20 protein-coding genes are annotated in these 21951 nt (G+C 67.6%); 8 read left to right on the top strand and 12 right to left on the bottom strand.

Translation table 11 applies throughout. The annotated features are described in order from the left end of the window. Positions 1-178: 178 nt before the first annotated feature. Positions 179-1702: an adenylate/guanylate cyclase domain-containing protein gene (locus G6N61_RS03050; protein ID WP_179973556.1), complete on the top strand. Its 1524-nt coding sequence runs from the start codon at positions 179-181 to the stop codon at positions 1700-1702. Then, the gene (locus G6N61_RS03045; RefSeq protein WP_163917197.1) at positions 1686-2882 is read left to right on the top strand and encodes an epoxide hydrolase family protein; all 1197 of its coding nucleotides are present in this window, start codon (positions 1686-1688) and stop codon (positions 2880-2882) included. Before G6N61_RS03050 ends, G6N61_RS03045 begins: the two co-directional genes overlap by 17 nt. 4 nt (positions 2883-2886) lie before the next feature. Here the strand turns inward: G6N61_RS03045 and G6N61_RS03040 are convergent, their stop codons facing one another. The 3 genes from G6N61_RS03040 to G6N61_RS03030 are packed head-to-tail and all read right to left on the bottom strand — an operon-like array spanning position 2887 to position 5352. Continuing rightward, the gene (locus G6N61_RS03040; protein WP_163917196.1) at positions 2887-3375 is read right to left on the bottom strand and encodes a phosphate-starvation-inducible PsiE family protein; all 489 of its coding nucleotides are present in this window, start codon (positions 3373-3375) and stop codon (positions 2887-2889) included. Further along, on the bottom strand, positions 3375-3854 hold the full coding sequence (locus G6N61_RS03035) for a TspO/MBR family protein (RefSeq protein WP_163917195.1): 480 nt from the start codon (positions 3852-3854) through the stop codon (positions 3375-3377). Before G6N61_RS03035 ends, G6N61_RS03040 begins: the two co-directional genes overlap by 1 nt. Positions 3855-3900: 46 nt before the next feature. Next, the gene (locus tag G6N61_RS03030; protein ID WP_163917194.1) at positions 3901-5352 is read right to left on the bottom strand and encodes a purine-cytosine permease family protein; all 1452 of its coding nucleotides are present in this window, start codon (positions 5350-5352) and stop codon (positions 3901-3903) included. A 236-nt stretch (positions 5353-5588) separates the two neighbouring features. Here G6N61_RS03030 and G6N61_RS03025 point away from each other — a divergent pair, with 236 nt between their 5' ends. From G6N61_RS03025 to G6N61_RS03010, 4 genes are all read left to right on the top strand, one after another. Next, positions 5589-6803: an ABC transporter ATP-binding protein gene (locus G6N61_RS03025; protein WP_407666366.1), complete on the top strand. Its 1215-nt coding sequence runs from the start codon at positions 5589-5591 to the stop codon at positions 6801-6803. Between the two features lie 103 nt (positions 6804-6906). Further along, positions 6907-8076 (top strand): polyamine ABC transporter substrate-binding protein, encoded by a 1170-nt coding sequence (locus tag G6N61_RS03020; RefSeq protein ID WP_407666365.1) that lies wholly within the window; start codon positions 6907-6909, stop codon positions 8074-8076. A gap of 3 nt (positions 8077-8079) precedes the next feature. Continuing rightward, on the top strand, positions 8080-8955 hold the full coding sequence (locus G6N61_RS03015; RefSeq protein ID WP_163917191.1) for an ABC transporter permease: 876 nt from the start codon (positions 8080-8082) through the stop codon (positions 8953-8955). Next, positions 8952-9812, top strand: a complete 861-nt coding sequence (locus tag G6N61_RS03010) for an ABC transporter permease (RefSeq protein ID WP_163917190.1) — start codon at positions 8952-8954, stop codon at positions 9810-9812. Before G6N61_RS03015 ends, G6N61_RS03010 begins: the two co-directional genes overlap by 4 nt. 4 nt (positions 9813-9816) lie before the next feature. On the opposite strand, the gene G6N61_RS03005 is transcribed toward G6N61_RS03010, so the two are convergent. Next, positions 9817-10653 (bottom strand): EamA family transporter, encoded by an 837-nt coding sequence (locus G6N61_RS03005; RefSeq protein ID WP_163924560.1) that lies wholly within the window; start codon positions 10651-10653, stop codon positions 9817-9819. Between the two features lie 193 nt (positions 10654-10846). On the opposite strand from G6N61_RS03005, the gene G6N61_RS03000 reads away from it, so the two are divergent. Then, complete coding sequence (locus G6N61_RS03000) at positions 10847-12157, top strand: NAD(P)/FAD-dependent oxidoreductase (protein ID WP_163917189.1); 1311 nt, start codon at positions 10847-10849, stop codon at positions 12155-12157. Positions 12158-12385: 228 nt separating this feature from the next. Then, positions 12386-12937, top strand: coding sequence for a DUF732 domain-containing protein (locus tag G6N61_RS02995; RefSeq protein WP_163917188.1), 552 nt, complete (start codon positions 12386-12388; stop codon positions 12935-12937). Here the strand turns inward: G6N61_RS02995 and G6N61_RS02990 are convergent. From G6N61_RS02990 to eltD, 8 genes are read right to left on the bottom strand one after another with little or no spacing between them, the layout of a single operon-like run. After that, the gene (locus tag G6N61_RS02990) at positions 12934-13413 is read right to left on the bottom strand and encodes a ribose-5-phosphate isomerase (protein ID WP_163917187.1); all 480 of its coding nucleotides are present in this window, start codon (positions 13411-13413) and stop codon (positions 12934-12936) included. The genes G6N61_RS02995 and G6N61_RS02990 overlap by 4 nt on opposite strands. After that, positions 13413-15152: a D-erythrulose 4-kinase gene (gene derK, locus G6N61_RS02985; RefSeq protein WP_163917186.1), complete on the bottom strand. Its 1740-nt coding sequence runs from the start codon at positions 15150-15152 to the stop codon at positions 13413-13415. The genes G6N61_RS02990 and derK overlap by 1 nt, the downstream gene beginning before the upstream one ends. Further along, a complete protein-coding gene (locus G6N61_RS02980) occupies positions 15149-16282 on the bottom strand; it encodes an ABC transporter ATP-binding protein (RefSeq protein ID WP_163917185.1) in 1134 nt (377 codons plus the stop codon). The genes derK and G6N61_RS02980 overlap by 4 nt, the downstream gene beginning before the upstream one ends. Beyond that, on the bottom strand, positions 16282-17412 hold the full coding sequence (locus tag G6N61_RS02975) for an ABC transporter ATP-binding protein (RefSeq protein WP_163917184.1): 1131 nt from the start codon (positions 17410-17412) through the stop codon (positions 16282-16284). Before G6N61_RS02975 ends, G6N61_RS02980 begins: the two co-directional genes overlap by 1 nt. Further along, entirely contained in the window at positions 17412-18299 is an 888-nt protein-coding gene (locus G6N61_RS02970; protein WP_407666364.1) for a carbohydrate ABC transporter permease, read from the bottom strand. Before G6N61_RS02970 ends, G6N61_RS02975 begins: the two co-directional genes overlap by 1 nt. A gap of 3 nt (positions 18300-18302) precedes the next feature. After that, positions 18303-19259 carry a carbohydrate ABC transporter permease gene (locus G6N61_RS02965; protein ID WP_163917183.1) on the bottom strand — a complete coding sequence of 319 codons (957 nt, stop codon included), beginning with the start codon at positions 19257-19259 and terminating at the stop codon, positions 18303-18305. A 50-nt stretch (positions 19260-19309) separates the two neighbouring features. Beyond that, entirely contained in the window at positions 19310-20737 is a 1428-nt protein-coding gene (locus tag G6N61_RS02960) for an extracellular solute-binding protein (RefSeq protein WP_235887383.1), read from the bottom strand. Positions 20738-20754: 17 nt separating this feature from the next. Beyond that, the gene (gene eltD, locus G6N61_RS02955; protein ID WP_163917181.1) at positions 20755-21843 is read right to left on the bottom strand and encodes an erythritol/L-threitol dehyrogenase; all 1089 of its coding nucleotides are present in this window, start codon (positions 21841-21843) and stop codon (positions 20755-20757) included. Positions 21844-21951 lie beyond the last annotated feature (108 nt).

Below are 21951 nucleotides of genomic sequence, written 5' to 3'. Positions count from 1 at the left end.
GGCGGCGCGATGGAACGAGCAACCGCGTCGCGGTTCAGTGAACGAATGTACACTGCGGGCGGGCCTCGGCCAACCGGTGCCCCGTCCGGAAACGAACGTCGCAGTCGACGCGACTGTGGGAGCGTTACCACCACAGCCGAACCCGCCGATCCGGCCCACGACAGGAATGCCGCCAAGGATGCCGAACGCTCAGCGCAGGGCACCGCGCACCGCGCGGAGCATCGGAACGCGCTACGTCCTCGGCCTGACGTATGCCCAACTGATCACGGCCGTCGAGGTTGCGGCCGTCGCCATCTCCCTTGGCGGGCAGTCCTTCGGCGCGAACACCGCACTGACGCCACCCCGGCTCGCCGTCCCAGTCGCGCTCATCGCCTTCGGAGTCCTCGGCACCGCCCTCGGCGGTTACTGGAGCATCGCGCGGTCGCTGCGCTGGTTCCCCGCAGGTGTCGAACCCGATGCCGCGCAACGCAAGCACGCCATCAACCTGGTGCGGCGCCAGAGCGCGATCCTCCTGGGCATCTGGGTGGTCTGCACGCTCGTGCTGGTCGCGGGCAACGCCGACGCCGGCCTGGGGCCGACGGTGCTGCTGGTCATGGCGATGCTGTTCGGGGCGACCTCGAGCGTCAGCTCCGGACTGCTGTTCACGCTGCGCGTCGTACGACCGATCGTCGCGGCGGCGAGCAAGGACTTCGTCAGCCGCGCGACCGCGCCGGGCGTCGTGGCCCGGCTGGTCCTGATGTGGCTGGTGACCTCGGCGCTCCCGAGTCTCGCGATCGCGCTGCTCGTCGTGTTCCATTCCCAGGGCTGGTTCATCCCCCGCAGCGCGTCACTGGTCATTCCCGTCGTCGTGCTGTCGGCGGTGTCGGTGGGGCTCGGAATCCGGTCGCTGATCCTGGTGTCGCGCTCGATCTCCGATCCGCTCAACGACGTCGTCGCCGCGATGGCCGAGGTCGAGCGCGGCGACATCGGCCGCACCGTCGACGTCTACGAGCAGTCCGAGATCGGGAGGCTGCAGAACGGCTTCAACCGCATGGTCGCGGGTCTGCTCGAACGCGACCGACTCCGCGACCTGTTCGGCCGCCACGTCGGCTCCGACGTCGCCCGGCTCGCCGAGTCCGACGGCGCTGCACCCGGGGAAGTGCGCGACGTCGCGGTGCTGTTCATCGACATGGCCGGGTCGACCCAGTTGCCTGCGCACCGCTCCCCACGCGAAGTCGCCGACGTGCTCAACGACTTCTTCCGCATCGTCGTCGCGGCCGTCGACGAACGGGGCGGCCTCATCAACAAGTTCCAGGGCGACGCCGCCCTTGCGGTGTTCGGCGCGCCGGTGGCCACCGACGGCGCGGCCACGGCGGGGCTGCACACCGCCCGAGCCCTCGCCGAGCAGCTTCGCACCCTGCCGGTGGTCGACTTCGGCATCGGCGTGTCGGCCGGCCCGGTGTTCGCTGGCAACATCGGCGCCGAGAACCGCTACGAATACACGGTGATCGGCGATCCGGTGAACGAAGCCGCACGACTGGCCGACGCCGCCAAGCAGATCGTCAGCCGGACGTTGGCCTCGGGTGCCGCGCTGGACCGCGCCGACGGCGACGAACGATCCCACTGGGACTCCCGTGACCCCGTCCTGCTGCGCGGCCGATCGGAACCCACCCGGATCTCGGTGCCACGCGACCACAATGTGGTGCATGGCACCCGACACTGATGGCAGCGACATCCTCGACGACACAGACCACCCCGACCGCGTCACCCCGTTCCGCATCGACGTACCCGACGACGTGCTCACCGATCTGCGCCAGCGGCTGAACCACACGCGGTGGCCCGAACCCGAGGCCGTGGGATCTGGGGACGAACTCGACTGGAGCCAGGGCATCCCCCTGGCCTACACCCAGGAACTCGCCGCCTACTGGGCCAACGAATACGACTGGCGGACACGCGAAACCGCGCTCAACCGCTTCGACCAATTCGTCACCGAGATCGATGGCCTCGACGTGCACTTCATCCATCAGCGTTCGCCGCATCCCGACGCCTTCCCGATCGTCATCACGCACGGCTGGCCCGGATCGGTGGTCGAGTTCGCGAAGGTCGTCGAGCCGCTGACCAACCCGACCGCTCACGGCGGTCGGGCCGAGGACGCCTTTCACGTGGTGTGTCCATCGCTGCCGGGCTACGGGTTCTCGGGCAAGCCGACGGCGACCGGGTGGAACGTCGACCGGATCGCCAGGGCCTGGGAGACGCTGATGGTCCGGCTCGGCTACGACCGCTACGGCGCACAGGGCGGCGACTGGGGCGGCGCGGTCACCGCGCAGATCGGCCGCAACGTCGGGCACTGCTGCGCCATCCACACCAACTTCCCGATCGCCGGTCCCACCGAGGAGGCCAAGACCAACCCGACGGAGGAGGACAAGGCCGCACTCGCGGGCATGAACTACTACCGGCAGTGGGACAGCGGCTACTTCAAGCAGCAGGCGACCCGGCCGCAGACCGTCGGCTACGGCCTCGTCGACTCCCCCGCCGCGCAACTGGCATGGATCGTCGAGAAGTTCTGGTCGTGGACCGACTGCGACGGCCATCCCGAGAACGCGTTGAGTCGCGACGAGATGCTCGACAACGTGATGCTCTACTGGGTCACCGGCACTGGCGCGTCCTCGGCCCGGCTGTACTGGGAGAGCATGGCGTCGTTCGGGTCGTTCGGCCGCGTCGAATTGCCCACGGGCGTCGCGTCGTTCCCCAAGGAGATCGGTGCGCCGCCGCGGTCGTGGTGCGAGCCGAATTACGCCATCACGCACTGGACGACGATGCCGCGCGGCGGCCACTTCGCGGCCTTCGAGCAGCCCGAGTTGTTCGTCGACGACGTGCGGGCGTTCTTCGCGACGGTGCGCTGAGGCCTCAGGTCTCGGCCTGGACGCCGCCATCCTTCCTGCGCTCTCGCATGATGTACGCCGACGCCGACAGCACCAGGACCACACCGCCGAGGAGGCCGATCTCCACTGCGGCGCGGGAGAACTCCGGCCCCTTGGTCAACAGGGTCGCCGCTTCGACCGACAGCACGACGATCTCCTTGATCGCGGCGAGGATGCCGACGATGAGGAAGGGTTCGACGACGATCTCGTGCGAGCGCAGGCTCACCCGGACCGCGTACAGCAGTTCCACGAAGATGAAGATGAGCAGCAGTCCGTCGAGGATCTCGACGGTGAGCGTCGAGGTGGGCGTGTCCTTGAGGTGCAGGAGCTTGTTGAACTGCGCGACGAGCAGTGCCACCGAACCCAGCACCAGGACCGCGGCGATGGCCCAGTAGATCGCGTCCTCGACCCAGCCGAGCACGCGGTCGGCGAGGCGCTGCCGGTCCTCCTCGTTCTCTCCCTCGGACTTCGCCATCACCGGTTGAGCATCCAGATCCGAGTCGACAGCGCGGTCGCGAAGGCACACCACAGCGGGTACAGGCCCAGCGGAGCGGCCGAGGCGCCGTTCACCGCGACGGCCCTGCGGGTGAGGTCGGCACTGCTGGCTGCCAGCGCTCCCGCGGCGATCGCCGAGGTGCCCAGCTTGCGCTGGTTGAAGAACAGCCACGACCAGCTGCCGTTGAGGACGAGGTTGAGCGCGAGCAGTCCCGCGAAGGTCTTCGCCTCGTCGCGCCGCCCCTGCTCGGTCAGCGAGTCGATCGCGTTCGCCGACACCGCGGCGATGTCGGCGTACAGGATTGGCCAGACGATCGGGAACGCCTGCCGCGGAGGCTGAAAGCTCGGCTTGCGCAGGCTCGCGTACCAGGCTGACTGCGCGGGACGGCTAGCCAGGCCGCCCACGACCGCCGTCGTCAACGCGGCGGCACCCGTCTTGGCCAGTGTTGCGGGACGCATGGTCGTTCCTTTCGATCTGGCCGGTCGCCTGGATTGGCCGCGGCCGTCAATTCCGAACAGTAGCGGGGCGACCCCGCGCCACGCGGTAACCGCCGTAGATCAGCAGCGCGACGGCGAAGTCGACGAAGTAGGCGATGTCGGCGCCGTGCCACGCCACGGCCACCGGCCCCTGGATCAGCGAGGTGTTCATGAACGGCACTGCGGCCAGGTAGGCGACGACGAAGGCCACCAGCGCTGCGATCGCATCGGTGCGCCCCGTGCTCTCGACGCTGGGATCGATGGTCGCCCTGCCCCTGCCGTCGGCTCCCCGGCGCGTCCGCATCATCCAGTCGACCACGACGACGGCGACGAACCCCGGGATCCAGTACCCGATGAGCAAGAGCACGTCCTGGAAGCGGGTGGCGGTGTCGGCCGCGTGCAGCCACAGGATCAGCCCGAACGCCAGCACCGTCACGACCACTGCCGACACCGGCCTGCGCACCCGGACGCCCAAGGTCTGCAGGGCCAGCGAGCCGCTGTAGTCGTTCATCACCCCAGACCCCACCGAGGCCAGGGCGATGATCGCCAGCGCCAGGGCGCCGATGACTCCCCCACCCATGACGCTTTGCACGCCTTCCACGGAGTGCTCGGACACCAGCTCGCCCGCGGCGACGCCTATGCCCTGGATGAAGGTGTAGGCCAGCGCGATACCGGCGAAGGTGTACCCGAACACCCGCATCCGCGACGAGTCGGCGGGCAAGTAGCGGCTGAAGTCCGCGGCATAGCTCGCCCACGACACCGACAGGCTGAACGCGATCGTCACCTCGAGGATGAACGCGCCGACGAGGTCGGGGCCGGTGACGGTCGCGGGCACGATCACGTCGTGACCGCCGACGAGCTTGACGGCGAACACGACGAACGTCGCGAGCAACACCACGGTGAGTACGGCCTGCAGTCGGTGGATCAGTTCGTAGCCGAAGAACCCGACCACGCCCTGTACGCCGAGGACGATCAGCACCGCAGCCCAGAACGGTATGCCGAGCAGCGCCGAGAGCGCCTCGCCGCCGAACAGCCCGACAAGCGCGTCCCACGCGATCGACGACAGCCACTGCAACGCTGCGGGCACCACCACGGTGCCGCCGAACGCCATTCGCGCCGTCGGCAACTGGCCGGTCCCGGTGCGCGGTCCCCAGGTGGACAGATAGCCGACGACCAGCGAACCGAGCACGGTGCCGATGAGCATCGCGAGCAGGCCGAGCCAGAACCCCAACCCGAGCGCGATCGCCAGGGCGCCGGTGAAGACGCCGGTCATGTTGACCTGCGGCGCGAACCAGACGGTGAAGAGTCGACGCGGGCTGCCGTAGCGCTTGTCGATCGCCACGGGCGCGATGCCGTGCGTCTCGACGTGGAAGTCACCCGCTGCCGTCGGGCTGCGGCCCTGAAAGGGAGCCGCGCTCAGGGCGCTCGTGGCGACCGAGCCCTCCCCGGCGATCGATGCGGCGGAACGTGGGTCTGGCATCCGCTCATTCGATCACGCTCGGCCGCGGTCTCAGTCGGTCGGCGTCCCTTCAGCCGTTCGGTCGATAGAGCGTCGACGCGGATTCTGCGCCTGAGCAACGCCCGCGATGAGGGAATCCATCGTGAAAATCTGAATTCGTTGCGGAAACGGTTGCGAAGGTACGTCCAATGGGTGAAGGTTTACCCACAGCGCACGGGCTGCATGGGGCTGCCATGGCCTCTGAACGGACAGCCGCCGTGCGAGCACGAGGGAGAACTGATCTGACCGGCACAGGCAGCACAGCCGTCGACCACACGACAGGAGAGGACGGGGCAGCCCTCGGCACGGGACGCCCGGTCATCGAGATAGACCACGTCACGAAGCGGTTCGAGGACTACGTGGCCGTCGCCGACGCGCACTTCTCGATCGCCTCCGGCGAGTTCTTCTCCATGCTCGGCCCGTCGGGATGCGGCAAGACCACCACCCTGCGGATGATCGCCGGGTTCGAGACCCCGACGAGCGGCGCCATCCGGCTCGAGGGCGCCGACGTGTCGAAGGTGCCGCCGCACAAGCGCAACGTCAACACGGTGTTCCAGCACTACGCGCTGTTCCCGCACATGTCGGTGTGGGACAACGTGGCCTACGGCCCGCGCTCGATGAAGAAGGACAAGGCCGAGATCAAGCGGCGCGTCGACGAGATCATCGACATCGTGCGCCTCGGTGACTTCGCCAAGCGCAGGCCGTCACAACTGTCCGGCGGCCAGCAGCAGCGCGTCGCACTGGCCCGCGCCCTGGTCAACTACCCCAGCGCCCTGCTGCTCGACGAACCGCTCGGCGCACTCGACCTCAAGCTGCGTCACGCCATGCAGTTCGAACTCAAGCGCATCCAGCGCGAGGTCGGCATCACGTTCATCTACGTGACGCACGACCAGGAGGAGGCGTTGACCATGAGTGACCGCATCGCGGTCATGAACGCGGGCAACGTCGAGCAGATCGGGTCGCCGACCGAGATCTACGATGCGCCGGCGACGGTCTTCGTGGCCAACTTCATCGGGCAGGCGAATCTCTGGCCCGGTCGCCAGACCGGCCGCGACGGCGGCTTCGCCGAGGTCGCCGTGCTCGGGACCACGCTGCGCGCGCGCTCAGGCGAGACGACGATCGAGACCGGGGGCCAGGCCACGGTCATGGTCCGCCCCGAGCGGGTGCGCGTCTCGGTCGAACCGTTGGGCGGCGACGCCGCGTCGGTGCCGGCCACCGTGCAGGACTTGACGTTCCAGGGTCCGGTGATGCGGGTGTCGGTGGTGGCACCCGACGGCTCGATCGTCCTGGCCCACGTCGGAGCGGAGCAGAAGCTTCCGGCAGTCAGGCCCGGGGACCGGGTCTACGCCGGCTGGGATGCCGAGGCAGCCCTGGTGCTGCCGGCGGCAGACATCCCCACCACCGAGGACCTCGAGGAAATGCTCGACGACTAGCCCACGCGCGTCCGCCCCACGAAGACTCCGCCCCCTTCCGCAACCGACGAAAGGCAGTGCCGCCATGGCCGCTGGAAACTCCAATAGCATCGACCCCCGCTTGATGTCCCGGCTGACCGCCACCCGCACCAACCGCAGGCGCTTCATCGGCGGCGGAGCGGCCGCTGCAGCGGCAGCCATCCTCGGCCCGTCGTTCCTGGCCGCCTGCGGCTCGGACAGCTCCTCGTCGGGCGAGGGTTCGGAGTCGAGCGGGAGCGACACGACCGGCACCTCGAGCAACATGCTGCGGATCTCGAACTGGCCCCTGTACATGGCCGACGGGTTCGTCGCGGGCTTCCAGACCTCCTCCGGCCTGACGGTGGACTACAAGGAGGACTTCAACGACAACGAGCAGTGGTTCGCCAAGGTCAAGGAGCCGATGTCGCGCAAGCAGGACATCGGTGCCGACCTCGCCGTGCCGACCACGTTCATGGCGGTCCGCCTGCACAACCTGGGCTGGCTCAACGACATCAGCGACGCCGGCGTACCGAACAAGCAGAACATCCGGCCCGACCTGCTCGAGGCCGGCGTCGATCCGGGCCGCAAGTACAGCGCGCCCTACATGTCCGGCCTCGTCGGGCTCGCGTACAACCGCGCCGCCACCGGTCGTGACATCCGCACGATCGACGACCTGTGGGACCCCGCGTACAAGGGCAGGGTCAGCCTGTTCTCCGACGCCCAGGACGGACTCGGCATGATCATGCAGTCCCAGGGCGGTTCGGTCACCGACCCGACGACCGAGAGCATCACCAAGGCCGTCGACCTCGTCAGGGAGCAGAAGGACAAGGGTCAGATCCGCCGCTTCACCGGCAACGACTACGCCGACGACCTCGCCGCGGGCAACATCGCCATCGCACAGGCGTATTCGGGTGACGTCGTGCAGCTGCAGGCCGACAACCCGGACCTGCAGTTCATCGTCCCCGAGTCGGGCGGCACCACGTTCGTCGACACCATGGTGATCCCGTACACGACCCAGAACCAGAAGGGCGCCGAGACGTGGATCAACTACGTCTACGACCGCGCCAACTACGCCAAGCTGGTCGCGTTCGTGCAGTACGTGCCCGTCCTCTCGGACATGACCGACGAACTCAACAAGATCGACCCGGCGATCGCCAACAACCCGTTGATCAACCCGCCCAAGGACATCCTGGACAAGGTCCAGGGCTGGGCGGCGCTGACCGACGAGCAGACGCAGGAGTACAACACGTTGTACGCCGCTGTCACCGGCGGCTGAGGCATGGCAGGAGTCGCGGCCAGCGGTAGGCAGCGGAGCAAGATCGCCCCGTACCTCATGATCCTGCCGGCCCTCGTGTATCTCGGCATCTTCTTCGTGGTGCCGCTGTTCACGCTCGGCCGCACCTCGCTGTCGTCGTCGGGCGGATCGGTGTACCTGCCGACGTTGACGTTCGACTGGAACTTCGGCAACTTCGTCGACGCGTTCCGGCAGTACGACGACCAGATCATCCGCTCCTTCACCTACGCGGCGGCCGCCACGGTCGTGTGTCTGCTTCTGGCATACCCCTTGGCCTACGTGATCGCGTTCAAGGCAGGCAGATACAAGAACCTGATCCTTGGACTGGTGATCCTGCCGTTCTTCGTGACGTTCCTGATCCGCACCATCGCCTGGAAGACGATCCTGGCCGACGAGGGGTGGGTGGTTCAGGCATTGGGCACCGTCGGGCTGCTTCCCGAGGAGGGCCGATTGCTGTCCACCGGGTGGGCAGTCATCGGCGGCCTGATCTACAACTGGATCATCTTCATGATCCTGCCGCTGTACGTCAGCCTGGAGAAGATCGACCCGAGGCTGCTCGAGGCCTCGAAGGACCTCTACTCGTCGGCGCCTCGCAGCTTCGGCAAGGTCGTCCTGCCGCTGTCGGTGCCGGGCGTGCTGGCAGGCAGCATGCTGGTGTTCATCCCCTCGGTCGGTGACTTCATCAACGCCGACTACCTCGGTAGCACCCAAACGACCATGATCGGCAACGTGATTCAGAAACAGTTCCTGGTCGTCAAGGACTATCCCGCCGCTGCGGCGCTGAGCTTCCTGCTGATGGCGCTGATCCTGGTCGGCGTGCTCCTCTACACCCGGGCACTCGGAACCGAGGACCTCGTATGACGATTGCAGACCGGATCGCCGCGGCCAACGAGGACGTCGGCGACGTGACCCCGAAGCGAACGCTCGCGCAGCGACTCAACCTGGGCGACAACCTGTTACGGGTCGTCGCAGGACTCGTGCTGCTGTACCTGTTCTTGCCGATCTTCGTCATCATCCTGTTCTCGTTCAACAAGCCGACGGGCAAGTTCAACTACACCTGGCGCGGCTTCACGCTCGAGAACTGGGCCGATCCGTTCAAGTACCCGGCACTGACCGACGCGCTGAAGCTCAGCCTCAACGTGGCCGCGGTGTCGACGCTGATCGCCCTGGTGCTGGGCACCCTCGTCGCCATTGCCCTGGTGCGGCAACGATTTCGCGGGTCGAAGGCGGTCGACACGTTCCTGATCCTGCCGCTGACCGCACCCGAGGTGGTGATGGGCGCGTCGCTGCTGACCCTGTTCCTCGACCTGAACTGGGCCGCGGGGTACACCACCATCGTCGTCGCCCACATCGCCTTTCAGGTGAGCTTCATCGCGATGACGGTGCGCGCGCGGGTCCGTGGCTTCGACTGGACACTCGAGGACGCGTCGATGGACCTGGGCGCCACCCCGTTCCGCACGTTCTTCCGGGTGACGTTGCCCTTGATCGTGCCGGGCATCGTCGCGGCGGCGATGCTGTCGTTCGCGCTGTCGCTCGACGACTTCATCATCACCTACTTCGTCAGCGGCGCCTCGGTGACCTATCCCCTGTACGTCAACGCGGCGGTCAAGGCGGCGGTACCGCCGCAGATCAACGTGCTCGCCACGGCGATCCTGCTGATCAGCCTGCTCCTGCTCGCAGTCGGGACGCTGTACCGACGCAAGCGCATCGACGCCTGAGTTCTCAACCCACTTCGGCGGGCACTGGCGGCACCGTGCGGGCACCGCTGCGCGCGGCGCCGATGCCGGCCGCCACGACCATCGCGATGCCCACCAGGCCGGCGGGTCCGGGCACCTGGTGCAGCACGACGAAGCCGATCAGCATCGCGAATCCGGGTTCGAGTGCCATCAGCGTGCCGAACGCCGCGGTGGTGAGTCGCCGCAGCGAGAGCATCTCGAGCGAGAACGGGACGACGGGCAGCAGTAGCGCCAATCCGATGCCGATGAGCAGGATCTCGGGGGTCACCCTGGGCAGCACGGAGTGGCCAACGACGAGGGTCGCGAACACGCCGGCGACCGTCATCGACACGGCCAGGCCGTTGATGCCCTCGACGGCGTCGCCGACGCGTTGGGTCAACAGGATGTAGCAGGCCCAGCACACCGCGGCCGCCAGCGCGAAGGCCACGCCCACCAGGTCGACGGTGCCCGCCCACGGTTGCGTCAGGAGGATCACGCCGAGGGCGGCGACGGCCGGCCACACGAAGCGCTGCCTGCCCTTGCCGAGGAGCACGGCGACGCCCAGCGGACCGAGGAACTCCAGCGCACTCGCGGTACCGAGGGGGATGCGCGCAATGGCCGCCATGAACAGCAGCGTCACGCCCGCGGTGACGATCCCGAGCGCCACGCAGGTGAAGAACGCCGACCTGGTGAACGCCGACGGGCGAGGCCGCACCAGGATCAACAGGATGACGCCGGCCCAGGCCAGGCGCAGCCACGCCGCTCCCTCCACGCCGATGCGGTCGATGAGGCTCAACGACAGGGCCAGCCCCACCTGCACGCTGAGCATCGACCCGGTCGCCATGAGCGCACCGGTGCGCGCGTTCGTGCTCGCCGCCTGAGAAGTCACCCTCGCATTGAACGGGAGGCCGACCGTTCGCGTCCACGCGATTTATCCGGACATACCGTTCGCAGATGACGAACGGTCGACGAGGGCCTCGCCGTTTCAGCCACCGGCGCGCTGGGTAGTGGGACTTCGTGCTGGGAGGGTGGAGTCCATGACGTCAGTGGTCATCGTCGGCAGCGGCTTCACCGGGTTCGAATGCGCGCGCAAACTCGTCCGCATCCTCGGCAAACACGATGCGGCGGTGGACGTCACGATGATCTCGCCGGTCGACTACATGCTGTACACACCGCTGCTGCCCGACGTGGCGGGCGGCGTCGTCGACGCACGCTTCGTCACCATTCCGTTGGCCAACACGCTGCGCGGGGTGAAGATCGTGCGGGGTCGCGTCGACTCCGTCGACATCGAGGGCCGTGCCCTGACCTATACCGACCCCGAAGGCCGACGGCGCGACCACTCCTGGGACCGACTGGTGCTCACCCCCGGATCGGTCACGCGCCTGTTCGACGTGCCAGGCCTGGCAACCCACGCGCGCGGGCTCAAGTCCACCGCCGAGGCCCTCTATCTACGCGACCACGTGCTCGAGCAGCTGGAGCTTGCCGGCATCGACGACGACCCACAGCGGACCCAGGCCCGCCGGACGGTCGTGATCGTCGGCGCGTCGTACTCGGGCACCGAACTCGCCGTGCAGCTGCGGGCACTGGCGGACGCGGCCGCCGACCAGATGGGCTTCGACCGCGCGACCGTCCGCTTCGTCCTGCTCGACATGGCCGAGCAGGTCATGCCGGAGGTTGGCGATCGACTCGGCGCTGCGGCCATGCGTGTGCTGCAGGAGCGCGGCATCGACGTCCGACTCGGCATGACGCTCAAGGAAGTCCACGCCGATCACGTCATCCTCACCGACGACTCGCGCATCGACACGCGCACCGTCGCGTGGGTCACCGGCGTCACCGGAGCACCACTGATCGCCGACCTCGGCCTGGAGATGGAGCGCGGCCGGCTGAAGGTGCAGGCGGATCTGTCGGTAGCGGGCCATCCCCACGTCTTCGCAGCGGGCGACGCCGCGGCCGTGCCGGACCTCACCGAGCCTGGCAAGATCACCCCGCCCACCGCGCAGCACGCCACCCGCCAGGGAAAGACGTTGGCGCGCAACGTCGCTGCCACGCTCGGCTACGGAACCAAGAAGCTGTACAAGCATCGCAACATGGGCCTGGTCGTGGATCTCGGCCCGGGGTACGCGGTTGCCAATCCGCTCAACGTCGCGCTGTCCGGCTTCCCGGCCAAGGTGGTCACCCGGGCCTACCACCTCTATGCGATTCCCAGGTTCGTCAACCGCTGGGCCGTCTCGCTGGCCTACCTCACCGACGCCGTGTTCGACCGCTCGGTCGTGTCGATCGGATTGTCGTCGCAGGAGGACGCGCAGTTCGCCGCCAGCGAGGGCATTCCGATGCCGAAGGCCGATTGACCTCGGGCACAGCCCATTTGCTCGGCGGCGCCGGAAGCCGCGCAGTTTCACACGCGACACTGTGAGAGCACGCTAAGGAAACGGCGGAAAGTCGAACGTTTATCCGACCGTGGCCATTCTGTGACACGAGTAGTCCATCGTTATCGAAGTGAAACCAGTGGCTGATGTGGCAGCGCTACCCACCGCCGAAGGCCAGTGCCGGGGACTGAAGCGTGACGAGGAGCTGACATGGCCGTTCTGAGCGTGCAACGCCGGGGAGGAACCCGGCGTGTCGGGGTCACCACCGCCAAGGTCATCGTCGTCGTGGACGCGGTGCTGCGTCCGGTGCTCATAGCGGGCGCGATCCTGATCGCCGCCGTCGCGTGGTCCTCGCCGGCCCAGGCCGAGCCGGTGGGCGGTTCGTACACCGACGTGCTCGGCAGTACGGGCATCACGGGCAACGGCACGATCACCAACGCGATAGCCCAAGTGGGACAAGCACTCTGCCCGCTACTGGTGCAGCCCGGCAGCGGCCTCGCGTCCAACGCCCTCGCGGCAGGTGGTAACGGCGGGCTGGTGTCGTCGGTCGGAGGTGCGGTCGCGGGCATGGTGATTCAATCCCAATGCCCCAACGCCATGGCGCAACTCGCCAACGGCAACGTCGCACCGCTGATGCAATTGCTGGGCATGAGCAACGCAGCACTACCCGCCGGGTTGCCCGCTACCGGTGCCATTCCCCCGAACTTCGGCATACCCCCGGCGGCAACCACCAACCCGCTACAGCTGGCCGGGCTGTCCTAGCAGGACGAGCCGCCTGACTCGTACCCACCGATCGCGGCGACCTTCTCGGCCGACGGGCTCTGCGGATCGAACTCGTAGCCGAGCCAGTCACCAGCGAGGCGACGCGCCAACTCGAGTCCGATGACGCGTTGCCCGAAGCAGAGCACCTGAGCGTTGTTCGACAGCACCGACCGCTCCACCGAGTAGCTGTCGTGCGCGGTGACGGCGCGGATGCCCGGCACCTTGTTCGCGCTGATCGCCACGCCAAGTCCAGTGCCGCACACCAGGAGTGCGCGATCAGCCTTGCCCTCGGCGATCAGCCTCGCCGCCGCGACGGCGACGTGCGGGTAGGCGGTGTCCTCGTCGGCGGTGACGCCGACGTCGATCACGTCGGCGACGCGCGAGTCCGCCTGCAGGTCGCTCTTGAGCGCCTCCTTGTACTGGGATCCCGCATCGTCGGAACCGACGACGATGCGCAGCCCGCCCTGGTCACTCATCAGTTGTCTCCCTTGGTACTCGTCGAGAAACTCTCGACCACCGTGTGCGCGCACATCGCTAGCGAGGTCGCTCCCGCATCGGGTGTCCCGATGCTTCGTTCGGCCAGCGGGCGGGCTCGCCCCACCTTCGGCCGCATGCCTGCGGTGTCCCGAGCGGCCGTGGTCGCGACGTCGGCGGCGCGGCGCCACCCGTCCTGCCACGACTCGCCCTCGGCCACACGCCGTTCCAACTCCTCGACGAACGGCAGCAGTGCATCCAGCATCGTCTTGTCACCGGGTGCGGCACCGCCGAGAGAGACCAACGCGTCGTACCCCTCGCGCATTCCTGCCGCCACCGTCGCCGCGTTGGGTCGTCCGGTGTCACCGAGTCGGGCACCGAGAGCGCCGAGCATCGCTCCCCACAGCACGCCCGAGGTCCCGCCGGCCTTGGCCGCCCACTCCCGGCCCGCGGCAGCGAGTACCGAGCCCTGACCGGCGCCTTCGTTAGCGGCGGCTGCGGCGGCGGCCGATGCGGCCGACGACCCCTTCACCATGCCGCGGCCGTGGTCGCCGTCACCGGCGACCGCGTCGATGCGGCCGAGTTCGTCCTCCGCGTCGGCGAGCATCGCCGCCATCGCCTCGAGCGCCCGCGCCACGAGCCGGCCGCCGGAGCGGCCGTCGTCGTCGGCGAGTCCGGCCAGATCCACTGACGGCGCGGCGGAGTCGGCCACCGGGTCGAGGCGCTGCTGCCCCTCGGTCGGTACCGCCGCGCCCTTGCGGTACGCCGGGCTGTCCGCCGGTGCGGTCCAGTACTGCTCGAGTTCGTCGTCGAGCCACATCACCGTCAGCGAGCAGCCTGCCATGTCGAGGCTGGTCACCAGCTCGCCGACCTCGGGTTCGACGATCTCGTAGCCACGGTCGCGCAGGAGTCCGGCCACGGTCCCCCACACCACGAACAGCTCCTCGTACTTGGTGCGTCCGAGCCCGTTCAGGATGACCGCGATCCGCTTCGAGTCGCCCTCGCTGTAGTCGCCGAGCACACCGTCGACGAGGGTGTGCGCCAACTGCTCCGCGGTGGGCATGTCCTCGTCGGCCACGCCCGGCTCGCCGTGAATGCCGAGCCCGAGGCCCATCTGCCCCTCGGGCACCGTGAACAACGGATGGTCGGCACCGGGGAGCGTGCAGCCGTCGAACGCGACGCCCAGTGTCCTGGTCGCCGCATTGGCCGCCTCCGCAACCCGGACCACGCCGGGCAGGTCCAGTCCCGCCTCGGCGGCGGCGCTCGCGCACTTGAACACCGTGAAATCGCCTGCGATGCCCCGGCGTTTGGCTTCCTCGCCCTTGGGTGCGCTGGCCACGTCATCGGTGACGGCGAAGTACTCGGCCTCGATGCCCTCGCTGCGCAACTGCGTCACCGCCAGGGTGAAGTTCATGACGTCACCGGCGTAGTTGCCCGTGGTGAGCAGCACGCCGGCGTCACCGTGTGCGGCCCTCGCCACCGATGCGGCGTCCTCGGACGACGGCGAGGTGAACACGTTGCCGACGACGGCGCCGTCGGCGAATCCCGGCCCGACGGTGCCGCAGAAGGCCGGGTAGTGGCCCGATCCCCCGCCGATCACGACCGCGACCTTGCCCGGCCGGGTCTGCTGGGCACGCACCACGCCGCCGGGCACGCCGACGACGTACCGGGCGTTGGCGTCGAGGAACCCGACGAGCATGTCCTCGGTGAAGCGGGCCGGATCGTTGAACAGCTTGGTCATCGCAGCCTTTGCCCCGTATCGGTGTCGAACAGGTAGACGCGCTCCGGCGGCGCGGTCACGACCACCTGTTGTTCCGGCTCGAAGGAGTCCTGCGCGGGGGTCTGCACGACGATGCCCTCCTCCATGCCTGCCACCGTAGTGGTGGCGAGGCCGAATTCGAGGAGGTGCTCGAAGTAGGCGACCGTGACCGAGATGCCGCCCGCACCCGCGGCGTCGGTGCTCAACACGCAGTCCTGCGGCCTGACGCCGACGGTGACTTCGGTGCCGTCCGGCACGTCGGTCGCCGTGGTCTCGAGATGACCGGCGCGCGAGCCGATCTCGACGCGAGTGGTTCCGCCCGAGGTCCTCACCACACCGCGGACGACATTGATGGCCGGCTCGCCGACGAACTGCGCGACGAACAGATTGGCCGGATCGTCGAATACCTCGTCGGGGGTGCCGAACTGCTGCACGACGCCCGCGTCCATCACTGCGAGGCGGTCCGCGAGCGACAACGCCTCCACCTGATCGTGGGTGACGACGATCGTGGTGTAACCGAATTCGCGCTGCAGGATCTTCAGCTCGCGGCGCACCCGCTGGCGCGCCGCGGCGTCGAGGTGACTGAGCGGCTCGTCGAGGAGCAGCACCGGTGGGTTGCGGACCAGGGCACGCGCCAACGCGACCCGCTGCTTCTGACCACTGGACAGGCCCGCGGGGCGGAGTTCGAGCAGATCGTCCATCTCGAGGCGCGCGCTGATCGACCCCACCATCTGTTCGGCGCCCTTGACCTTGCGGGCCTTCAGCCCGTAGAGCAGGTTGTCCCGCACCGACAGTGGCGGGTACAGCGCGTAGCTCTCGAACCCGACGCCGATGCCGCGCTTGGCTGCGGGGAGCTGCGACACCTCGCGATCACCGATCTTGATCGAGCCGCTCGTCACCGTCTCGAGCCCGGCGATCATCCGCAGCGTCGTGGTCTTCCCGCATCCCGACGGACCCAGCAGCGCAACCAGTTCGCCGGGCGCGATGTCCAAGTTGATGCCCTTGACCGCCGCGAAGCTCTCCCGGCCGCGCGCGGTGTAGGTCTTGACCAGGTCGGTCAGCGTCAGGCTCTGGGCGGTGGTGGTCGCGGGTGGCTCCGTCGTCGTCGTCATCACCGTGCTGCCTCCAGTTCGTCGTCGTGTGCACCCAGCCGGGTGGTGTCACCATCGCCCGCGGTCGTCGCCGAGTCCCCGAGTGCTCGGAAGACGTGGACGTCGTGGTCGGCGACGGTCATGGATACCGGCGCGCCCTCGCCGACGCCCTCGCGGCCCGAGGCGAGCACGATGAGCTGCTCCCCGCCGATGGCCACCGTCAGCTCGACGTTGCGGCCCAGCCGCTCGGCGAGCTGCACGGTGCCGCGCAGGGATCCGGACGGCGACACGTGCAGGTCACAGGGCCGCAGGCCGACGCGCACCCGGTCACCGGCGGACACCGTGACGCCGGCCGGCACCGGGACGTCGAACGAGCTGTCCCCCAGCCTGATCCGGCCGTTGTCCACGACACCGTCGAGCATGTTGATCTCGGGCTGACCGAGCGCCCGTGCCACGAACGTGTCGGCCGGAGCGCGCCAGATCTCCTCCGGCGTACCGATCTGGACGAACTCGCCCCCGCGCATCACCGCGATGCGGTCACCGAGGGCCAGTGCCTCCTGATAGTCGTGCGTGACGTAGACGGTGGTCGTGTTCGACATCGCGCCGAGTTGCTTGAGCTCCGCCCGCATCGCCGCGCGCAGCTTGGCGTCGAGGTGGCTCAGCGGCTCGTCGAGCAGGTACACGTCCGCGGGCCGCACCAGCACCCGGCCCAGGGCCACGCGTTGGCGCTGGCCGTTCGACAGCTCCCTCGGGAAGCGGCCGAGCAGGTGGTTGATTCCCAGCGTGCTGGTCACCTGGTCGATGCGCTCGGTGCGCTGCGCCTCGGTGTAGGTCCCGGTCCGGCCGGACTTCAGCGGCGAGGCCAGGTTCTCGCTGACCGTCTTCTGCGGGTAGAGCGCGTAACTCTCGAACGCCATCGCCACGTTGCGGTGGTAGGGCTCGACGTTCGTGACGTCGGTCCCGCCGATGGAGACCTCGCCGGCGTCGATGTCGACGAGTCCCGCGATCGACTTCAGCGTGGTGGTCTTGCCCGCGCCACTGGGGCCGAGGATGACGAAGAACTCGCCGTCGGCGATCTCGACGGACACGTCGCGAACGGCCTGGGTCTTGCCGAACGACTTGGACAGGTTCTGCAGTCTTACGTTGGCCATCAGGCCTTCACCGCCCCGAACGACAGGCCACGCACCAGGTATCGCTGGATCGTGAGCGCGAGTATGAGAGGTGGCAGTGCGGCGATGAGCGCCGCGGCTGCCGTGAGGTTGTAGTAGGCCTGCCCGCCGCCGCCGAGGAACTTGGTGATCGCGACGGTCACGGTGCCCGCGTTGCTGTCGGCGAGGATCAGCGGGAACACGTAGTTGTTCCAGGCGAAGATGAACGCGAGCAGCGCGGCCGCCGCGATGCCGGGCCGCACGATCGGCAGCGCGACCATCAGGAAGGCCCGCTTGCGGGTGTACCCGTCGAGCAGCGCAGCCTGTTCGAGATCCTCGGGCAGGTCCTGGAAGTACGACCGCAGGATCCACACCACCAGCGGCATCGTCACCAGCTGCAGCACCCAGATCATGCCGACCTTGGTGTCGAACAACCCGATCTGGTTGTAGATGACGAACAGCGGGACGATGACCATCAGCTCCGGGGCGAACCGGAACGACAGCATCTGGAACATCAGGTCGTTGCTGCCCTTGTACTGCCAGCGGCCCGCGGCGTAGGCCGCCGGGATGCCGATGACCAGCGAGACGATCACTGCGCCACCGCAGTTGAGCAGGCTGGTGAGCATCGACGTCTTGAAGTCGACGCTCGTCAATTCGGTGCCCCTGTCCGAGAGCACCGTGGCGAAGTTCGACCACGTGGGGCTGAACTGGAAGAAGGTGGTGGTCTGCTGTTCGGCGTTCTTCAACGCCAGCATCAGCATCCAGAAGATGGGGAACAGCGAGAACACGAACCAGACGACGACGCCGACGTCGGCGGCCACCGATCCGATCGACAACCGCTTCTGCCCGGGGAGCAGTTCGGCTCTGCTGAACATCGACTTGGTGGCCATGTCTTAGGACTCCGCTCCGGCAGCACGGCGCTGCGCCTTGCCGAGCACGCTCACCAGGTAGCGCGCCGTGATGAACACGATGATCCACAGCAGCAGCATGTACGTGCTGCCGCGTGAGTAGTCGAGGTTGATGATCGAGTCCTCGAATGCGCCGATCTGCAGCGATCGGGTGGCGACACCCGGACCGCCCGCGGTCAGCACGTAGATGTGGTCGAACACCTTGAGGTTGTCCATGAATCGGAAGATGACGGCGACCAGGATGTATGGCCACAGCATCGGCAGCATCAGCTTGCGGAACATGTAGAACCAGTTGGCACCGTCGACCTCGGACGCCTCGAACGGTTCCTTGGGCAGCGACCGGATGCCGGCCAGCACCAGGATGGCGACGAACGGGGTGAAGATCCAGACGTCGACGAGGATCACCGAGAACAGGGCGTTGCCCGCCGACAGCCAGTCGAACGTGTTGCCCAGTCCGAGAACGTGGTTGAGGACGCCGAACTGCGGGTTGAACATCAGCTTCCAGATGACGCCCGCGATCACCGGGGCGATCATCAGCGGCAAAATCAGCACCTTCTCGAAGATCTTGCCGATGATCGACGACCGGTTCAGCAGCAGCGCGAGGCCGACGCCGAGTGCGGTCTCTACCGCCGTGGCGGCGACCGCGAACGTGACGGTGACCTGGACGCTCTTCCAGAACACCTGGTCGCCGAGGACGGAGCCGAAGTTCTGGAACCAGACGAAGTGCGGGTCCGGGTTGACCGCGGCGTAGTTGAGGAACGCGTAGTAGGCGCCCACCGCAAAGGGATAGAGGATGCCGATGACGATGACGAGGGCCGGGATCGACAGCAGGTACGGCCGCAGCTTGCGCCGCCACCTCGGTACCTCGGGCGGCCGGCGGCGCGTCTCGGTGGTCGGCTCGTCGGGTGACGTGGCCGGTGCCTTCGGGGTCTGTGTGGTCATGTGGGGCCTAGTTTCGTCATGGGACACGGCTTCTTCATTGGAAACGGTTCCTAGAGGTTGACCTTGGAGGTGTTGGTCTTGGCCAGACTGCGCAGGCGCGATGCCACGTCGTCCCCGCCGTAGATGTCCTGCAGCGCAACGGCCCAGTTCTGCGTGGTGTCGAAGAACTTCTTCTGCGGCGTGAATTGGATCTTCGACTCACCGATGACGGTCTCGAACGCCTCGAGATAGCCGAACTGATCCGCCGCCACCCGCTTGAACGTGGTGTCGAACACGGACTGGCGAACCGGATCGGCGTAGGAGCCTCCCTCGACCGCCTTGTTCATCGAGTCCTTGCCGGTGGCCCACTGGATGAACAACCAGGCAGGCAACTTGTTGCGAGAGTTGGCGCTCATCGCCCAACTCCACGTCCACAGGTTGGTCTTGTAGTTGCCGTCCGGCCCGGCGGGTCCCGCGTACCACGCGATGTTGCCCGCTTCCTTGCTCGCCCCCGGCTTGTTCTTCGGGTACGTGGCGCTGTCGGCGTCGAACACCATCATCGCCTTGCCGTCGCCGAGATCGCCTGTCGCGTTGGGGTAGTCGTAGGTCGTCCACGACGTGGGTCCGGCCTGGTGCTGGAGGTCGATCCACTTGCGGGTGAAGTCGATGGCCTGGTCGCTGTCCATCTCCGCGACCAGTTCCGAGCCGTTCCAGGTGTAGTCGACCGCGCCCTGGCGCGTGTACTGGGTCATGAAGCCCGGGTGGATCGTGGCCCAGGACTTCGACCCGCGCGTCGACAGTCCGTACCGGTTCTCCGACCGGTCGGTCAGGTCGACGGCGAGCTGGATGAAGTCGTCGAGGTTGTCGGGCAGCTTGGTGATGCCCTTCTCGTCGAAGATCCGCTTGTTGTAGGCGACCACGTTGTTCTCGAAACCCCACGGAATCGCCCATTGCCCACCGGTTCCCAGCGGATTGCCGAGCGTGAAGTCCCACCGCGTCGAGGTTCGCAGTCCCTCGAAGATGTCGTCGAAGTCGTACTCGGCGCTGGTGGCGGCGCTGTTCTGCAGCCACGGCCCGAGGTCCTCGACCCATCCCGGCGGGCCGTACTGCCAGATGAAGTAGGCACCGAGCATGAATGCGTCGTGCTTGCCGGAGCCGCCGGCCAGCTCGGTGTTCAGCTTCGTGAAGTAGTCCGCCTCGGGCACCAGGTCGACGTTGACGTTGATCCCGGTGAGTTCGGTGAACTCCTTGAGCAACGGTTGATACGACACCTGGTAGGGGTGCGGCGTCTGCAGGACGTTGATGGTGGACCCCGCGGCCTTGCGCCAGTCGAAGCCGCCGGTGACGGCGTCCGCGCCGTTGGGTGCGCTGGCCTTGCCGCCCACCCCGCAGGCCGACAGCACCGGCAGCGTGGCAGCGGCCGCGCCGGCAAGGCCCATCGCGGCCAACATGTTTCGGCGCGACAGCTGGCGTGAGGCTCTGAAGTGTTCTGGACTCATTCGATTCAATCCTTCGCTCACGCCGGGATCAAGGAGACCTTGACCGATTCCTTGCCGCTGGCCACGAGGTCCAGGCCCTTCTGGAAGTCGGCGAGGGGCAGTTGATGCGTGCAGATCCGATCCATCGGCAGCACACCGGATTCGATCATCTTGATCGCTGCGGGCCAGCAGTAAGGGCCCAGGTGAGCGCCGAGGACGTCGAGTTCCTTGTCGTCGCTGATGATGCTCCAGTCGACGGTGACGTCGCTGCCGAACACCCCGTACTCGACGTAGCGGCCGAGCTTGCGCAATGCGTTGAGCCCCTGCGGGACGGCCGACGGATGGCCGGTGCCCTCGAGGTACACGTCGGCGCCGTAGCCGTCGGTCATGCCCTTGACGATGGCGTCGACGTCCTCCTCGGCGATGTTGATCGTGACGTCGGCCCCGCACAGCTTCGCGAGTTCCAGCTTCTCGGGCGCCATGTCGAGCGCGATGACGCGAATGGGGTTCTTGGACTTGGCACCGGCGATCATGCCTAGGCCGATGGGCCCGCAGCCCGCCACCACCACGGTGTCCTCGAAGGTGATCTGTGCGCGTTCCACGGCGTGCAGCGAGCATGACAGCGGCTCGACGAACGCGGCGTGCGCGGGCGGCATGTCGCCGGAGATCTTGTGCACCAACGCCTCCACCGGGTAGGTCATGTACGAGGCCATCGCCCCGGGCGTGCGGCGCTTGAATCCATAGAGGTCGTGCGGCTGGCACATGTGGTACTGGCCGCGCTTGCAGAAGCGGCACTCCCAGCACGGCACGATCTGCTCGGACGTGACGCGGTCACCGACCGCGATCCCCCACCGGGACGCCGCCTCGTCGTCGAGTTCGACTACCCGGCCGACGAATTCGTGTCCGGGGATCACCATGGTCTCGGCCCAGGCGGGGCGGTTCTCGTCGCCCCAGAACTTGGCGGCGCCGTGGTAGCACTTCAGGTCGCTGGCACAGATGCCCACGGCCTCGACCTTGATGAGCGCCTCCCCCGGCTTGCGCTGGGGGACGGCGACCTCCTCGAGTCGGTAGTCGTGCGGGCCGTGACAGATGACGGCCTGCATCTTCTCGGGGATCTGGTCACTCATCAATGCACTCCTTCGCACGTGTGGTCGGGCTCACACTATCCAGGCGCGTGCACATTTGTCCAGAACCGATGTTCAGCAAGATCTCGTGCAGAACAGATGTTCAGAATG

Source organism: Mycolicibacterium arabiense, assembly GCF_010731815.2.
GTDB lineage: Bacteria > Actinomycetota > Actinomycetes > Mycobacteriales > Mycobacteriaceae > Mycobacterium > Mycobacterium arabiense.
Note: the sequence above shows the minus strand (reverse complement) of the source record. Positions and strands in the feature narration are given on the sequence as shown.

Coding starts and splice junctions, on each gene's coding strand:
- G6N61_RS03045 (WP_163917197.1), top strand. CDS start 1,686: ATGGCACCCGACACTGATGGCAGCGACATCCTCGACGACACAGACCAC.
- G6N61_RS03005 (WP_163924560.1), bottom strand. CDS start 10,653: ATGGCGACCGGGTCGATGCTCAGCGTGCAGGTGGGGCTGGCCCTGTCG.
- G6N61_RS03035 (WP_163917195.1), bottom strand. CDS start 3,854: ATGCGTCCCGCAACACTGGCCAAGACGGGTGCCGCCGCGTTGACGACG.
- G6N61_RS03030 (WP_163917194.1), bottom strand. CDS start 5,352: ATGCCAGACCCACGTTCCGCCGCATCGATCGCCGGGGAGGGCTCGGTC.
- G6N61_RS02980 (WP_163917185.1), bottom strand. CDS start 16,282: ATGACGACGACGACGGAGCCACCCGCGACCACCACCGCCCAGAGCCTG.
- G6N61_RS02990 (WP_163917187.1), bottom strand. CDS start 13,413: ATGAGTGACCAGGGCGGGCTGCGCATCGTCGTCGGTTCCGACGATGCG.
- G6N61_RS03040 (WP_163917196.1), bottom strand. CDS start 3,375: ATGGCGAAGTCCGAGGGAGAGAACGAGGAGGACCGGCAGCGCCTCGCC.
- G6N61_RS02965 (WP_163917183.1), bottom strand. CDS start 19,259: ATGACCACACAGACCCCGAAGGCACCGGCCACGTCACCCGACGAGCCG.
- G6N61_RS03010 (WP_163917190.1), top strand. CDS start 8,952: ATGACGATTGCAGACCGGATCGCCGCGGCCAACGAGGACGTCGGCGAC.
- G6N61_RS03050 (WP_179973556.1), top strand. CDS start 179: ATGCCGAACGCTCAGCGCAGGGCACCGCGCACCGCGCGGAGCATCGGA.
- G6N61_RS02960 (WP_235887383.1), bottom strand. CDS start 20,737: ATGAGTCCAGAACACTTCAGAGCCTCACGCCAGCTGTCGCGCCGAAAC.
- derK (WP_163917186.1), bottom strand. CDS start 15,152: ATGACCAAGCTGTTCAACGATCCGGCCCGCTTCACCGAGGACATGCTC.
- G6N61_RS02970 (WP_407666364.1), bottom strand. CDS start 18,299: ATGGCCACCAAGTCGATGTTCAGCAGAGCCGAACTGCTCCCCGGGCAG.
- eltD (WP_163917181.1), bottom strand. CDS start 21,843: ATGAGTGACCAGATCCCCGAGAAGATGCAGGCCGTCATCTGTCACGGC.
- G6N61_RS02975 (WP_163917184.1), bottom strand. CDS start 17,412: ATGGCCAACGTAAGACTGCAGAACCTGTCCAAGTCGTTCGGCAAGACC.
- G6N61_RS02995 (WP_163917188.1), top strand. CDS start 12,386: ATGGCCGTTCTGAGCGTGCAACGCCGGGGAGGAACCCGGCGTGTCGGG.
- G6N61_RS03020 (WP_407666365.1), top strand. CDS start 6,907: ATGTCCCGGCTGACCGCCACCCGCACCAACCGCAGGCGCTTCATCGGC.
- G6N61_RS03015 (WP_163917191.1), top strand. CDS start 8,080: ATGGCAGGAGTCGCGGCCAGCGGTAGGCAGCGGAGCAAGATCGCCCCG.
- G6N61_RS03000 (WP_163917189.1), top strand. CDS start 10,847: ATGACGTCAGTGGTCATCGTCGGCAGCGGCTTCACCGGGTTCGAATGC.